Source organism: Thauera sp. WB-2 (assembly GCF_027594845.1).
GTDB lineage: Bacteria > Pseudomonadota > Gammaproteobacteria > Burkholderiales > Rhodocyclaceae > Thauera > Thauera mechernichensis.
The window spans coordinates 2817466-2832326 of the sequence record NZ_CP088935.1; the positions used below are offsets into that span (position 1 = coordinate 2817466).

Sequence of the window (14861 nt, forward strand, 5' to 3'; positions counted from 1 at the left end):
GTTGTTCCCGCATCATGCACCGACCACCGCGTCAGCAACTTGCGACAGCTCAAGCCCGTCCTCAGCGCTGCACGCAACAACCAAGGACAGGCTCGACCCCGTCTGCTAGGCGGACACGACGATACGCAGGTGCTGCTTGCGTCCGGCGGCCAGGCGCCACTCACCTGCGGTCGAGGGCAAAGGCAGGTCCGCATTCGTGACCTGGATGCCGTCCAGGCGCAAACCACCTCCAGCCGCCAGTCTCCGGGCAGCACTGCGGGACGGCGTCAGCCCACCCTCCACCGCAAGCTCGGCAAGCGTGAGCCCAGCGCTGACGCGGACCGGATCGACGACCAGGGTAGCGAGCCCGTCGTCGCTTTGACCGCCACCAAAAAGCCCCGCAGCGGTCCTTGCGGCGCGCTCGGCAGCACCATCGCCGTGCGCAAGCCGCGTCGCCTCCGTGGCGAGAAGGACTTTCGCCTCATTCAGTTCTGCACCCTGCAGCCCCCCCAGGCGTCGAACCTCGGTCATGGGGAGCTCGGTGAACAGCGCGAGGAAGCGGCCAACATCGCGGTCATCCACATTGCGCCAGAACTGCCAGAACTCGAACGGTGCAAGCCGGTCAGCGTTGAGCCACACCGCACCCGCGGCGGACTTGCCCATCTTGCGTCCGTCAGCAGTCACCAGCAACGGCATCGTCAGCCCGAACAGTTCGCCTCCGCCTTGCCGCCGTGAGAGCTCTACACCGTTGATGATGTTCGCCCACTGGTCGGCGCCACCGACCTGGATCGTGCAGCCGTAGCGTTCAGCCAACTGAGTGAAGTCGAACGCCTGCAGCAAGGTATAGCCGAACTCCTGGAAGCTCAGCGAATGCGCCAGGCGGGTGCGCACCGCGTCGAAGCTCAACAGCCGATTCACGCTGAAATGCCGCCCCACTCGGCCAAGAAAATCCAGGTAGCCGAGCCCATCGAGCCATTCCGCGTTGTCGACCACGAGCGCGGCGTCGGCGCTGTCGTCCATACGCAAGTACCGGGTGAAGGCCGTGCTGATACCGCGAAAATTGGCCGCAATGGTCGCCGCGTCGAGCATCGGCCGGCTCGTGTCCCTGAAGCTCGGATCGCCGATACGAGTCGTGGCACCGCCCATCAACAGTATTGGCCGATGCCCTGCGCGCTGCATCCAGCGCATCAGCATCAGGCCCTGCAGATGGCCGACGTGCAGGCTGTCTGCGGTACCGTCGAACCCGAGATAGATGCTGCGCGCCCCACTGGCCAGCGTTCTACGCAGGCCGTCGGCGTCGGTGCATTGATGGATGAAGCCGCGCTCTTCCAGAAGGTGGAAGACGTCGAAAGTATCGTGATGCATGGGGTCTCCTGATGAGGACGGGGCAAATAGCCCGAGGGAGACCGCCAATCAGCTCAACCAGTCCGCCTCGGGCGGACTGGGCGCGCGCGCCGCTACCGCCTTGGTAAGCGGTAGCCGTAATAACGAACGCGGGAAACGAGATTGCTGCGGAGCATGGCTGCATCGTATCAAGGTTCGCATCGCCTGGGGAGGCGGGCCGAGCAGTCGCGAGGGCTCTTGGCCGCAGCCGCGCGCGCATGCGCCGACCGCTAGGTCATGGCAGCCTGCTCGAGCCGCCCGCTCTCCAGCCAGCGCCAGCACCGCCCGTCAGCCGCTGGCCTTGCCGCGTGCAGCCGCCAGGCATCTAGGCAGTTGCGCCTTCGACGTGCGCTGGATCTGCCGCAGCAGATCGACCGACACCCTTGGCACCTGATGGCGAAGCCGCAGTTCATCCTCCAGCCTAAGCAGCAGGCTCGCCGCCATCTCGGCATCGGCCAGCGCACGGTGGTAGCGCCCCGCAACCGGCAAATTGGCGTACTCGACCAGCACGCCCAACTTATGGCTGGGCGCAGCGGGCAGAAGGCGCCGCGACAGCAGTAGCGAGCATACGAAGTCCTGCCCCCTGCTGCGCTCGATGCGCGCCAGCTCCGCATCCCAGAACTTGGCGTCGAACGAGGCGTTGTGGGCGACGATCGGCATGTTGCCGACGAAATCGGACACCTCGCGCATGACCTCGCCCGCCGCCGGCGCGCTGCGGATCATCGCGTTCGTGATGCCGGTCAGCGCCTCGATGTAGGCCGGAATCCGCACTCCCGCGTTCATCAGGCTCTGGTAGCGATCGACCACACGCCCATCCTCCACGATGACCGCTGCGACCTCCGTTGCGCGGTCACCCTGTGCGGGCGACAACCCCGTGGTCTCGAAATCAATCACTGCCACCGCTTCCATGCTCAGCACCTTTTCAGGCCGTGGCGCATGAGGGCATGCGCACCTTGGCGACCGGGCCGGATTATAGGCAGAGTAAGCACTGCCGGAGCTGTCCAGCGCAACCCGCCAAGACAGCACATTGCATCGACTCGCACATCAGCCAAGCGCCGGCATCACTTCAGCGGTTAGAATTTTTGCCAGCGCTCGGCAGGCTCACCATCAAGGACACCGACCATGAATCCGATCGTCCGCATCCAACCGCGCAGCGCCGACCTCGGCGATGGCATGCTCGTGCGCCGTGCGCTCCCCAATCGCCAGCAGCGCATGGTTGGCGCGTGGTGCTTCCTCGACCACGCCGGCCCCGTGCGGTTCGAGCCCGGCAAGGGCATGCACGTCGGCGCACACCCGCACATCGGCCTGCAGACCTTCACCTGGCTGATCGAGGGCGAGGTCCTGCACCGCGACAGCCTGGGCAACGAGCAGATCATCCGCCCTGGCCAGGTCAATCTGATGACCGCTGGACATGGCATCGCCCACACCGAGGATTCGCTGCACGACGGCGAGCAGCTGCACGCGGCACAACTGTGGATCGCCCTGCCGCCGGAGCATAAGGATTGCCCGCCCGCCTTCGATCACTACGCCGAACTGCCGCACTGGCGCGAAGACAGCGCAGAACTGACCCTGCTCGCCGGCCGCTACGGTGAGCGAACCGCACCGGCGCGCATCCACTCCCCGCTGGTCGGCATCGACATCGCCTGCGACAGCGCCAGCAACATCACGCTCCAACTGGACCCCGGTTTCGAGTACGGCCTGATGCCCCTCGTTGGCGACGCAATGGTCGACGGCGAAACCATCAGCGCCGACGAACTCGCCTACCTCGGCAAGGGACGCAGCGAACTTCAGCTTGCGCTACCCGCAGGCGCTCGGGTGCTGTTCCTGGGGGGCGAGCCGTTCGAGGAACCAGTGCTGATGTGGTGGAATTTTGTGGGCTTCAGCAAGGAAGACATCGCGCAGGCACAGACCGAGTGGGAACAAGGAGCCGCCCGATTCGGAACGATCGGCGACGGCCAGGCGCCGCGACTGGTTGCCCCGCCCCTGCCGTGGCGAAACGGCGGTTGATCACGCTCGGACTCAGCCGCAGGCACGACACCGCCGACCTCGACGGGCCCTCGATCTCTGGTGTCGCTCAAAAATTGGGCAGCGCTCGAATCAGGCCGAGTTTCAACGGCTCAGCCGGGTTATCCACAACTCCTCCCACAACCCTGTCCCCATCGGCTGGGGACAAGCGCGACAGGCTCGGACGGAGCTTGCGGGCATCACTTGCCACGGACTGGCCGATATTCGCAGCCGACGGCCACCGATTCCATGCTCCGGTCCAACGACTGCATTCGCCCGACATCGTAGGCTTGATGTGAACGGGATGCTCAGGTAAGGTAAAAAAGGATTTGCGCAAATGCACTAAATCCCTCCCGCTGCTCAAGGGGCCGATTGATCGGCCATTCATGCCGTGCAGCGGGCGATCGTTCAACGGCCAATGCGTCGCTTGAGTTTTTTGAGGGCCCTCACTTGGGCCGACCGACCGCGGTGCCCGCCCCAAGGCGCTGACGTGGTCTGACATGTCGCACTTCACCCCGCTGTGGGTGCGGCATGCCACCAGAACAACCCACGACATGAACCGTACCGACACGCCTTCGCCCATCCGCTCCGCCCCCCAATCCCGCATCCGTTTCCGTAGCACGCGCCCGAGCGATGGCACCGCTCTCTGGCAATTCGTCCAGTCCACCGGCACGCTGGAGCCGAATTCGGTCTATTTCTACGTTCTGTTCGCCGCCGACTTCGGCGACACCTGCCTTGTGGCCGAGCAGGACGGCCGCATCGTCGGCGCCGTCATCGGCTTTCATCCGCCGCGCGAGGCCGACACCGCCTTCGTCTGGCAGGTGGGGGTGCTGCCCGAGCAGCGCGGCCAGGGCCTCGGCCTGCAGCTGCTGCAGCAATGGTTGAGCCTGCCGGCCAACGCCCGCTGCTGCTGGGTGACAGCCACGGTAGCGGACGACAACAAGGCCTCGCGTGCCCTGTTCCAACGACTGGCGCGCGAACATGACACCGGCTGCCAGGTGACCCCCCACTTCACCGCCGACCTGTTTCCATCAGGCCACCCCGCCGAGCCGATGCTGCGCGTGGGTCCGATTGCGCGCCATACGCCCGCCCGCGGCGTTCAGTCCCAGCTCGAGAACCCCATTCCGGTCTGACCGGCTTCGTGCCGTACAGGGCACTCGCAGGCGCGAGCGCCCGGATATCGCTCGTCCTATATCGAGCGCAGACCCGCCCATTTCGACCAGAGGAGTTATCTCATGATGAACACATTCGAACAGTACGAATCCGAAGTCCGCGGCTACTGCCGCAGCTTTCCCGCGATGTTCACCAGCGCCAAGGGCGCGTGGATGATAGACGCCGAGGGCCGCCGCTATCTCGACTTCTTCTGCGGCGCGGGCGTGCTGAACTACGGTCACAACCCCGACAAGATCAAGCAGGCCCTGCTGGCCTACCTGATGCGCGACGGCATTACGCACTCGCTGGACATGTACACCGAGGCGAAGCAAGCCTTCATCGCCCGCTTCAACGACGTCATCCTGCAACCGCGAGGCCTGCGCTACAAGTTCCAGTTTCCCGGACCGACCGGCACCAATGCGGTCGAAGCTGCGCTCAAGCTGGCGCGCAAGGTGACCGGACGCGAGCAGGTGGTCGGCTTCACCAATGCCTTCCACGGCATGACGCTGGGCGCGCTGGCGGTGACCGGAAACGGGTTCAAGCGCGCCGGTGCCGGCGTGCCGCTCGGCCACACCGCCTCCGTTCCGTTCGATGGCTATCTTGGCGAAGGCACGGACACGCTCGACTACTTCGAGGCGCTGCTCAAGGACGAGGGCAGCGGGATGGACAAGCCTGCCGCGGTCATCGTTGAGACCGTGCAGGCCGAGGGTGGCGTGAACGTCGCCAGCGTCGAGTGGCTTCAGCGTCTGCGCCGCATCACCGAAGAACATGGCGTTCTGCTCATCGTCGACGACATCCAGGTCGGCTGCGGCCGCACCGGAGCCTTCTTCAGCTTCGAGGACGCAGGGATCGTGCCTGACATCGTCACGCTGTCCAAGTCCTTGTCGGGCTATGGCCTGCCGCTGGCGCTGGTGCTGATCAAGCCCGAACTCGACCAATGGGCGCCGGGTGAGCACAACGGCACCTTCCGCGGACACAACCCGGCCTTCGTCACCGCCACTGCCGCGCTCAGGTTCTGGCAGGACGGCTTGCTCGCAGAGGATGTGGCACGCAAGGCCGGGCTGGTCGAAAAGCGCCTGACCGACATCGTCGCAAAGCATGCTCCCGGTGCGCGGGTGCGCGGGCGCGGGCTGATCTGGGGCATCGAGTTCGATGACACCCAACTGGCGGCGCGCATCTCGCAGGCGTGCTTCAAGCGCGGGCTGATCATCGAGACCGCGGGCATCGACGACCAGGTGCTCAAGCTGCTCCCAAGCCTGACCATCGCCGAGGAAGAACTGCGGCACGGGCTGGATGTGATCGAAGCCGGCTTGCACGAAGCCCTGAGCGTCGACAACGTCTCGCCGGCGATCGAAGCCGCGGCCTGAGGCTACCGGCAGCCCTGCCCCCTTCTTCCACCTCCCGCGCCCCGTTAAGAGGCGGGGCGCACCCTACACGCGAGGCCCCCCCAATGATCGTGAAGCACCTGGACGACGTCATCGGCACAGCCGCTGACGTGGATACCGAAGGCTGGAACAGCCGTCGCCTGATCTACAAGGATGCTGGTGTCGGCTATTCCATCAACGACACCATCATCAAGCCCGGCACCGAGCATGAGTTCGAGTACCGGAACCACTTCGAGACGGTGTACTGCATCGAAGGCGAAGGCGAGATCATCGACCTTGCCACCGGCGTGACCCACGCCATCCGCCCTGGCACCCTGTACTGCCTGAACCAGCACGACCGCCACGTCCTGCGCGCCAACAAGGGCAGCCACATGCGCATGGTGTGCGTGTTCAATCCGCCGCTGACCGGGCGCGAGGTGCATGACCAGACCGGCGCTTACGCGCTCGCCGACTGAGTGGATGGGCAAGGCCATGATGAGCATGACCGGCATGAACGCCGCCCGCCCCGCGCTGACGCATCCGCGCGCAGATGACCGCTACCCCTCGCGCTTCGACCCAGAGCCGCAGATCGGCCCGCGCCTGGATCCGGTGACCTACCCGCATGCCACTGCGGGGCCGCTGAACGCCGAAGAGCTGCGTTTCTACGAAGAGAACGGCTATCTGCACTTCGATCAATTGCTCGATGCCGGCGAGGTGCAGGACTGCCTGAATGAGCTGGCGCGCCTGCGCACCGACGAGTCGGTCAAGGGCCGCGATGAAGCGGTGATCGAGCCCGGCAGCCGGGAGTTGCGCTCGATCTTCGCCGTGCATCGCAGCAGCGCAGTGCTCGCACGCCTGGCCAACCATCCCAGGCTGGTTGCGATCGCCGAGCAGCTGCTCGGCAGCAAGGTGTACATCCACCAGTCGCGCGTGAACTACAAGGGCGGCTTTCGGGGCAAGGAGTTCTACTGGCATTCCGACTTCGAGACCTGGCACATGGAGGATGGCATCCCTGCCATGCGCATGGTGAGCTGTTCCATCGCGCTCACGGCCAACACGCCGCACAACGGCCCGCTGATGATCATCCCCGGCTCCCACCATCGCTATGTGCGCTGCGTGGGCGCCACGCCCGAGAACCACTACAAGGCCTCGCTCAGGCAGCAGGACATCGGCGTGCCGGACGAGGCGAGCCTGAGTCGGCTGGTCGAGGACGTCGGCATCGTCGCGCCGACCGGCCCAGCGGGCGCGGTCACCTTCTTCGAGTGCAACGTGATGCACGGATCCAGCTCGAACATCACCCCCTTGCCGCGCAGCAACCTGTTCATGGTGTTCAACAGCGTGAACAACACGCCAGTCGCCCCCTTCTGCGGACTGGAGCCACGTCCCAACTTCATCGCCGAACGGGAGGACTTCACCCCCGTGGGGCAAGGGACTGACGGGGGCGCCCCCTGCGACGCGGAGGCCAGGGCTCTCACGCCAGCCTGAAGCGCCGCGTTTGCATCGGTGATGCCGAAAAGCAAGCCGGCGTTGGAATTGGCGCGCTCGATGATGGACGAGTGCGCACGCGTGCTGGACGCTGATTGATGCGGGACACTGACTGAGCCTAGACGGGACAAGCCGATCAGTCGCTCACCCTTCCGCGCGCGGCCTTGATCAACGCCCGCTGCGCCTTCCCCTCCAGCCTGCGGGTGACCGACGCACGCGTCGGCCGGGTCGCACGGCGCGCCTTTGGGGGCGCCGCGACACGCTCGATCAACTCTTCCAGCCGGCGCAGCGCCTCGGTGCGGTTCTTCTCCAGGCTGCGAAACTTCTGCGCCTTGATGATCACCACGCCTTCCTTGCTGATCCGATGGTCGTGCAGGGCGAGCAGTCGCGCGCGGATGTCCTCCGGAAGGCTCGATGCCGTGATGTCGAAGCGCAAATGCACGGCGTTCGACACCTTGTTGACGTTCTGTCCGCCCGCGCCTTGTGCGCGAATCGCGGTGATCTCGATCTCGTCAGGAGAAAGGGGGAAGCGGGAGGTCATCGCTCGGGCAGGATAAGGTCATTCGGAAGGCAGTCGCTGCCGATCCGAAGCATCATGATTCCGATCGGCGACAGGCGCAACGACGCGAACTTGAGCCCGACGATCTCCGCGTATTCACGAGCCTGTTGCACCCCTGTCTCCGCGGGCAGCCCTGCGTCCTTTGCCTCGACCACGGCAAGCGGAAAATCGCGACAGAAGTACGGCAGGTAGTCGGCCCGCTTCTGTTCGCCTCGCTGCGCCTTGCCGCCCGCCACGAGGATGCGGCCGTTGGTGAAGGTCCGCTACTCACCGATCACATGAGGAGCCGCTCCCCCGACCCGCCTCGATCAGCCAAGGCGTGACGACTCGCGGCAGGTATCCGCTTCGGCAATCACGCCTGTTCGTACGGACGCCTCTTCCAGCCGTCCGCTGCAGCCAGAAAAGCATTTCTTGGCCAAACAGCACGAAATAAAGCAATTCGTGGCCAAAAGAATCTCGCGGAACCTCAGGCACGTTTTGCCGTTTTCGGCACTCGGTGGCATGAGACACCACTCCCGAAGGTCTGCCGACGAGCAAGGTTCCCGACTCTCGGCGCTCCTGAGGCTAGGCACCGAGGCTAGTGGAACGCGGCCGCTCGCCTCTCAGGTCACCAAGGGCGGGCTAAACGGATTGATGCACCGCACCCCGGTCGACTTGAAGTCTTCCGTGTTGCGCGTAACGACGGTTAGGTCGTAGATGAGGGCGATGGCTGCAATCTGCTTGTCGATGGGATGCTGAGGACTCGGTGAAATCAGTCGGCCCCAGAGCTGAGCACAGTCGAGGTCAAAGCCCAGAATACGGTCTACATAGTCAGCGACCACCATATCCAGCCAGGCTTCGAGTCGCGCGGCCTGCTCGCGGTCACCGCGGTTACGGATGTTCTCTAGCAGCCTGTCGGACTTGAAGCCGGCGGACGGCGTACCGGCAGGCGGGTTTTCATGATGTGAAAAATAATCGGCATTTCAGAGCCGAAAGGGCCTTTTCCGCGTGAAATCGCCATGCTCCTGTCGTTTTTTCTCACTGCAGACGCAATGCGGCCATGCGCTTGAAGTTCCACGCGAGGCAGACCAGCGTCCATTCGTTGCGCACGTTGCCAACACCGCGCAGCAGGAACTGACGGAAACCCATCACGGACTTGATGATGCCGAACACCGGCTCGACGGTCTGTTTGCGCAGCGCGTAGGCGGCGCGACCGGTCTGGGTCTTGAGGGCGTGCTTCATCTGCTCGACGTGGGAGGTGGGCGTCTCGAGCGGTGCGGGCTCCTCGAAGCGGCTGCGCCAATCCGGATGATGCGCATCGCGCCCCACTGCGATCAGCGGCTCGACCCCGGCGTCGTGGCAGTGCTGGACGTTGCGTTCGCTGTAAAAGCCGGTGTCGGCCAGCAGCCGCGCGGGTTGATTGAGCCCATCGGGCAGTGCCTGGATGCACTCGAGCATCGGCGCGACCTGCTCCTTGTCGTTACCGGCGGTGGTGATGTGGGGCGCCACCACCAGCATCGATTCGGTATCGACCACGGCTTGCGCGTTGTAGCACTGCTCGAAACCACCGCCCGCCACCTTCATGATGCGCGAGTCTTCATCGGTCAGATTGATCTGATCCTCGGCCTGTGGCCCCGTCTGCGGGCGCTTGGGGGGCTTGCCACCGGGCTTCTTGCCCGTGCTCGCCTGCTTGGCCTGGCGCTGGGCCATCTTCGCCTCGTACTCGGCTTGCTCGCGCTCGAAACGTTCCTTCGCGCGGGCTTCGATCTTGGCTTTGGCCGTCGCGATGGCCGCCAGACGGTCTTCGCGGCGCTTGATCTCCGCCGGTAAATCCACCCCCTCAGGCACATTGCCTTGGTCGGCAGCCTCGGCCAGCTTGAGCATCTCCTGCACCTCGGCTTTGAGCTGCGCTTCGATCTTCTGCGCGTGCCCGTAAGACAGCGCACTGTGCCGGGAGGCGTTGGCGTGCAGCTTGGTGCCGTCCAGGCTGACCGTGCCAAAGCGCGAGAGCTGGTTCTCGCGTGCGACCTGCAGCACTTGCACGAAGAGCTCGGCGAACTGTTCGCCGAAGCGGCGCCGGAAACTCGCCAGGGTGTCGTGGTCCGGGTGCTGGTTGCAGGCGATGAACCTAAACGCCAGCGAATCGTAAGTCGCCCGCTCGATCCGGCGGCTCGAATGCGTCCCCGTCGCGTAGCCGTAGATCAGCAGCGACAGCAGCATCGCCGGGTGGTACGCATCGCTCCCACGCCCCGCATACGCCCGCTCCAGCGCCGACAGGTCCAGTGCCTCGACCACGTCGACCACATAGCGCGCCAGGTGCGTTTCGGGCAGCCACTCCTGTACCGAGGGCGGCAGCAGGTAGTCCGTTTGGCGGTCGATCGCGCGGAAGCGGCTCATGCTCTCAGGATCCGGGGGCGATGCGGCATTTTACAGGGGGTAGTCCGACAGGCTGCTAGGCCCCGGCGAATCTCACCGATTGTCAGGACCGACAGATAGATGTCCTCCGCGGCCAGGGTGGCGAAAAAGGCGGTCACGCCCGGATTGGCACGCCCACCTTTTCGCAGCTCGCTGATGATGTTGGTGTCGAGCAGGTACATCAGCCCTGCCTGAGGTTGAAGTCTTCATCGGCACCCACGTCCGGCATGCTGGCCAGAACGTCTTTGAAGGTCCGCCGCGCAGGTCGCGCAAGCGCTGCCCGCAGGATTTCCCGATGCTCCGCCTCAGCGCTTCGACCGTGCCGCGCCGCAGCCTCTTTCAAAGCCTGCGCGACCGAAGGCTCGATGTTACGAACGACAAGATTAGTCGCCATCGCGCTCTCCTGATGATTGCAATGCTTGCATTGTAGCGAACGCCGCAATCATTGCAATCACCATCAAGGCCACAGGTTCGTCAGGACGCTGAAATCACTTCAAAACGCGAGGGGAAGAAAATGTAGCCGCAACCCGTGTCCCCGTACGTCACGCTTTAGCTCACCGAACCCATACCAGGTAGCTCGGTCATGCGGGCAGCACAAATGAAAACGCCCAACTGAGAACAGTTGGGCGCTGAATTTTGGTGGACCGAAGGAGGATCGAACTCCCGACCTCTGCATTGCGAACGCAGCGCTCTCCCAGCTGAGCTATCGGCCCTAGAAGAGCCGGCATTATAGAGAGCGGACGATCGAAATGGAAGCCCCATCCCTGCTTCCCATGGGGGCTCCACGACCTTTCCGCCGCGACCTGCGGAGCGGGCTCGCGCCTACGTCTCGGCGCCGCCAGAGCCAACTGCCGCGCGGCCAAGGCGGTCGGCGACCGCGCGCCACCCGGGACCGCCGGGCAGCGCCTCGATCAGGATGAAATCGGCGCCGACGGCGTCGAGCGCGCGCAGGCTGGCGTACAGGCCCTGGGCGTAGGCGGCAGGTTCGACCGGCAGGCTGCGCCAGGTCAGGCGGGCATCGCGCGGGTCGAGCGTGGAGTGGGCGAGCACGGCGACGCGACTGCCCTCGCCGGCGAGTGCGGCGGCTTCGTCGGCGAGCAGCGCGGGTTCGACCAGGCGCAGCGGGGTGCGCGGAGCGTAGTGGGCGGCGAGCGCGCCAGAGACTCGCGGGGCGGGCTTGGCGGCATCGGCTGAGGCAAGCGCAACCACGTCATTGCCCACGACAGCTGCAGCACCTACACGTTCATGCCCGGCAGCCGTCTCATCGGCCTCCGGTAGGGTCTCACCCCGCACCCGCGGCCGGCGGCCGATGACGCGCGCGATATCCTCGGGGCCGATCGCCCCTGGGCGCAGGATCTCCGGCACATCGCGCGAGAAGTCCAGAATGGTGGATTCGATGCCGACCTCGCAGGCGCCACCGTCTAGGATCATGGCCACACGTTCGCCCAGCTCTTCGCGCACATGTGCCGCGGTGGTCGGGCTGATGCGGCCGAAACGGTTGGCGCTGGGCGCAGCCAAACCGCCGTCGAAAGCACGCAGCAGCGCAAGCGCCACAGGGTGCGAGGGTACACGCAGGCCGACCGTGTCCTGGCCACCAGTGACCTCATCGGGCACGTCCGGCGAACGCTTGAGGATCAAGGTCAGCGGACCGGGCCAGAAGGCACGCGCGAGCGCGAGCGCATCCTTGGGGATCGCGGCAGCCCATTGCGGCAGGTGATCGGCCGAGGGCAGATGCACGATCAGCGGATGATCGGCGGGGCGTCCCTTGGCGGCGAAGATCCTGCCGACGGCCTGCACGTCGAGCGCATCGGCCGCCAAGCCATAGACGGTTTCCGTCGGCATGCCGACGATGTCACCTGCGCGCAGCAGCGCGACAGCCTCGGCAATCGACGCCGCCGTGGCGGACTCGATACGGCCGCGCGGCCCAGCCCCGGACGTGGTCATCGGCCCATGCTCACTCGTCGCGGATGCCGATCGCGGCACGTGCGGCGAGGGCGTGCCCGAGTACGGCCTCGGTATTGGCCCCCGTCACCACGAAGTGGCCCATCTTGCGCCCCGGGCGGGCATGATGCTTGCCATACAGGTGCAGGCGCAGGCCGGGCACGGCATGCAGCACCGACCAGTCGGGCTCGCGGTAGGTGCCGTGGCCCTTGCCATCCTCGTACCACAGCTCGCCAAGCAGATTGACCATGACCGCCGCGGAATGCTGGCGCGGCGCGGCCAGCGGCAAGCCGCACAGCGCCCTCACCTGTTGCTCGTACTGGCTGACATCACAGGCGTCGATGGTGTGGTGGCCGCTGTTGTGCGGGCGCGGCGCCATCTCGTTGACGAACAGTTCGCCGCGGCAAACGAAGAACTCCACCCCGAGCGTGCCGACGTAACCGAGCTTGTCGGCGATGCGCTCGGCGATTTCCTGGGCGTTGTCCCTCAGACAGGCCGACGCCTGCGCCGGCGCGATGGTGACGTCGAGGATGCCGTTACGGTGGCGGTTCTCGCCGGTCGGGAAGCAGCGCACGTTACCCGCCTCGTCACGCGCCAGCACCACCGACACCTCAAAGTCCAGCGTCAGCATCTTCTCCAGCACGCAGGGTTCGCCCTTGAAGTGCTGGAAGGCGGCCACCGCCTCGTCGCGGTCGGCGACGCGGGCCTGGCCCTTGCCGTCGTAGCCGAAGCGCGCCACCTTGAGCACGGCCGGGAACAGCCCGGCGTTGGCATTGCGGATATCGTCCTCGCTGCGGATGGCGGCGAAGGGACCATGTGGCAGGCCGTTGTCGGCGAGGAAGCTCTTCTCGGCGATGCGGTTCTGGCATACCGCCACCGCGCTCGCCGCCGGGTGCACCGGGATGAACTTGGTCAGGTAGTCCAGGGTGTCGGCGGGGACGTTCTCAAACTCGGTGGTCACCGCAGCGCATTCGCTGCCCAGCGTGTCGAGCGCAACATAGTCGTCGTAGGCGGCGACCAGGTGGCGGTCGGCGATGAGGCCGGCGGGGCTGTGAGGGTCGGGGTCGAGCACCCAGACCTTGTAGCCCAGCTCGTGCGCGGCCGAAACGAAAAAGCGGCCGAGCTGGCCGCCGCCGAGCATGCCAAGGGTGGCAGGCGGGAGGATCATGATGCGACTCTCAATCCAGGGTCATGTCGAGCACCGCCTGGGTCTGGCGGGCACGGAAGTCGGCAAGTTTCTGCGCCAGCACGGCGTCCTCGATCGCGAGCAGCGCCACCGCGAACAGACCGGCATTGGCTGCGCCCGCCTCGCCGATGGCGAAGGTGGCGACCGGGATGCCCTTGGGCATCTGCACGATGGAGAGCAGCGAATCCTGCCCCGACAGCGCCTTCGACTGCACCGGCACACCGAGCACCGGCAGCGTGGTCTTGGCCGCAACCATGCCCGGCAGGTGGGCCGCGCCGCCCGCGCCGGCGATGATGGCCTTGAGCCCGCGGCCGCACGCGGCCTCGGCGTACTCGAACATCAGGTCGGGCGTGCGGTGGGCGGAGACGACCTTGGCCTCGTAGGCCACGCCGAAGTCTTCCAGCATCTTTGCAGCCGCCTTCATCGTGGGCCAGTCGGAGTTGGAGCCCATGATGATGCCGACGACGGGTTTGGTTTCGCTCATCTCACTGTCCTTATTTGCCAGCGGCGCGCTCGGCGGAAATCACGGTGTTCTCGAGCAGCATGGTGATCGTCATCGGGCCCACGCCGCCCGGCACCGGGGTGATGGCACCGGCCACGGTCTTGGCCGAGTCGAAATCCACGTCGCCGCACAGCTTGCCGGCGTCGGGGCCGTCCTGCAGGCGATTGATGCCGACGTCGATGACGGTGGCGCCAGGCTTGACCATGTCGCCAGTGACGAAGCGCGGCTTGCCGATGGCCGCGACCAGGATGTCGGCGCGGCGGGTGTGGAAGGCCAGATCCTTCGTCTTCGAGTGGCAGACGGTGACAGTGGCACCAGCGTTGGTCAGCAGCATCGCCATCGGCTTGCCGACGATGTTCGAACGTCCGATCACCACGGCCTCTGCGCCCTGCACCGTCGTGCCGGTGCTCTCGAGCATCTTCATGACGCCATGCGGCGTGCAGGGAATGAAGGCTTCGCGGTTCTGCGACAGGCGGCCAACGTTCTCCGCATGGAAGCCATCGACATCCTTCTTGATATCGATCGCTTCGAGCACGGCCGTCTCATCCAGATGCCTGGGCAGCGGCAGCTGCACGAGAATGCCGTGCACCGACGGGTCGGCGTTGAGTTCGGCGAGCCTGGCCATCACCTCGTCCTGGGCGGCCGTTTCGGGGTAATCGAAGCGCAGCGAGCGGATGCCGGCCTTCTCGCAACCCGCAACCTTGTTACGCACATAGACTGCGGAGGCCGGATCCCCTCCTACCAGAATGACCGCCAGGCAAGGTTGCACACCACGCGCCGTCAATGCTGCAGCGCGTTCAGCGATTTCGCCACGAACCTGCGCCGAGAGCGCGTTGCCGTCGATGATGCGAGCGGTCATCGGTAGAGCCCCTAAAAAACCGGGGATTTTACAGCATCACGCGCCGCCCGCGC

16 protein-coding genes and 1 tRNA gene are annotated in these 14861 nt (G+C 65.6%); 5 read left to right on the forward strand and 12 right to left on the reverse strand.

The window, feature by feature from the left end:
- Positions 1-105: 105 nt before the first annotated feature.
- Together tyrS and LQF09_RS12935 are read right to left on the reverse strand one after the other, a co-directional pair.
- Complete coding sequence (tyrS, locus tag LQF09_RS12930) at positions 106-1344, reverse strand: tyrosine--tRNA ligase (RefSeq protein WP_270068144.1); 1239 nt, start codon at positions 1342-1344, stop codon at positions 106-108.
- A gap of 306 nt (positions 1345-1650) precedes the next feature.
- The gene (locus LQF09_RS12935; protein WP_002926650.1) at positions 1651-2271 is read right to left on the reverse strand and encodes a 3'-5' exonuclease; all 621 of its coding nucleotides are present in this window, start codon (positions 2269-2271) and stop codon (positions 1651-1653) included.
- A 213-nt stretch (positions 2272-2484) separates the two neighbouring features.
- On the opposite strand from LQF09_RS12935, the gene LQF09_RS12940 reads away from it, so the two are divergent.
- The 5 genes from LQF09_RS12940 to thpD all read left to right on the forward strand — a co-directional run bounded on the left by LQF09_RS12940 (position 2485) and on the right by thpD (position 7367).
- Entirely contained in the window at positions 2485-3369 is an 885-nt protein-coding gene (locus LQF09_RS12940; protein WP_270068145.1) for a pirin family protein, read from the forward strand.
- Positions 3370-3866: 497 nt separating this feature from the next.
- The gene (gene ectA, locus LQF09_RS12945) at positions 3867-4499 is read left to right on the forward strand and encodes a diaminobutyrate acetyltransferase (RefSeq protein WP_270068146.1); all 633 of its coding nucleotides are present in this window, start codon (positions 3867-3869) and stop codon (positions 4497-4499) included.
- A 102-nt stretch (positions 4500-4601) separates the two neighbouring features.
- Complete coding sequence (gene ectB / locus LQF09_RS12950; protein WP_270068147.1) at positions 4602-5885, forward strand: diaminobutyrate--2-oxoglutarate transaminase; 1284 nt, start codon at positions 4602-4604, stop codon at positions 5883-5885.
- Between the two features lie 83 nt (positions 5886-5968).
- Entirely contained in the window at positions 5969-6358 is a 390-nt protein-coding gene (locus tag LQF09_RS12955) for an ectoine synthase (protein WP_002926660.1), read from the forward strand.
- 16 nt (positions 6359-6374) lie between these two features.
- Positions 6375-7367: an ectoine hydroxylase gene (gene thpD / locus LQF09_RS12960; protein ID WP_270068148.1), complete on the forward strand. Its 993-nt coding sequence runs from the start codon at positions 6375-6377 to the stop codon at positions 7365-7367.
- 136 nt (positions 7368-7503) lie between these two features.
- Here thpD and arfB read toward each other — a convergent pair whose 3' ends face one another.
- The 10 genes from arfB to folD form a co-directional block, all read right to left on the reverse strand.
- On the reverse strand, positions 7504-7908 hold the full coding sequence (gene arfB, locus LQF09_RS12965; RefSeq protein WP_002926664.1) for an alternative ribosome rescue aminoacyl-tRNA hydrolase ArfB: 405 nt from the start codon (positions 7906-7908) through the stop codon (positions 7504-7506).
- The gene (locus LQF09_RS12970; RefSeq protein ID WP_270068149.1) at positions 7905-8162 is read right to left on the reverse strand and encodes a type I restriction endonuclease subunit R; all 258 of its coding nucleotides are present in this window, start codon (positions 8160-8162) and stop codon (positions 7905-7907) included. Before LQF09_RS12970 ends, arfB begins: the two co-directional genes overlap by 4 nt.
- Positions 8163-8943: 781 nt before the next feature.
- Entirely contained in the window at positions 8944-10302 is a 1359-nt protein-coding gene (locus tag LQF09_RS12975; RefSeq protein WP_270068150.1) for an IS1182 family transposase, read from the reverse strand.
- Positions 10299-10502 carry a hypothetical protein gene (locus LQF09_RS12980; protein ID WP_270068151.1) on the reverse strand — a complete coding sequence of 68 codons (204 nt, stop codon included), beginning with the start codon at positions 10500-10502 and terminating at the stop codon, positions 10299-10301. Before LQF09_RS12980 ends, LQF09_RS12975 begins: the two co-directional genes overlap by 4 nt.
- Positions 10502-10714 carry a FitA-like ribbon-helix-helix domain-containing protein gene (locus tag LQF09_RS12985; protein ID WP_002926672.1) on the reverse strand — a complete coding sequence of 71 codons (213 nt, stop codon included), beginning with the start codon at positions 10712-10714 and terminating at the stop codon, positions 10502-10504. Before LQF09_RS12985 ends, LQF09_RS12980 begins: the two co-directional genes overlap by 1 nt.
- Before the next feature lie 243 nt (positions 10715-10957).
- Positions 10958-11033 (reverse strand) — tRNA-Ala (locus tag LQF09_RS12990).
- Positions 11034-11142: 109 nt separating this feature from the next.
- Positions 11143-12264: an L-threonylcarbamoyladenylate synthase gene (locus tag LQF09_RS12995; RefSeq protein ID WP_270068152.1), complete on the reverse strand. Its 1122-nt coding sequence runs from the start codon at positions 12262-12264 to the stop codon at positions 11143-11145.
- Positions 12265-12274: 10 nt separating this feature from the next.
- A complete protein-coding gene (locus LQF09_RS13000; RefSeq protein ID WP_270068153.1) occupies positions 12275-13429 on the reverse strand; it encodes a 5-(carboxyamino)imidazole ribonucleotide synthase in 1155 nt (384 codons plus the stop codon).
- 10 nt (positions 13430-13439) lie between these two features.
- Positions 13440-13931, reverse strand: a complete 492-nt coding sequence (gene purE / locus LQF09_RS13005; protein ID WP_270068154.1) for a 5-(carboxyamino)imidazole ribonucleotide mutase — start codon at positions 13929-13931, stop codon at positions 13440-13442.
- A 10-nt stretch (positions 13932-13941) separates the two neighbouring features.
- Positions 13942-14808 carry a bifunctional methylenetetrahydrofolate dehydrogenase/methenyltetrahydrofolate cyclohydrolase FolD gene (gene folD / locus LQF09_RS13010; RefSeq protein WP_270068155.1) on the reverse strand — a complete coding sequence of 289 codons (867 nt, stop codon included), beginning with the start codon at positions 14806-14808 and terminating at the stop codon, positions 13942-13944.
- Positions 14809-14861 lie beyond the last annotated feature (53 nt).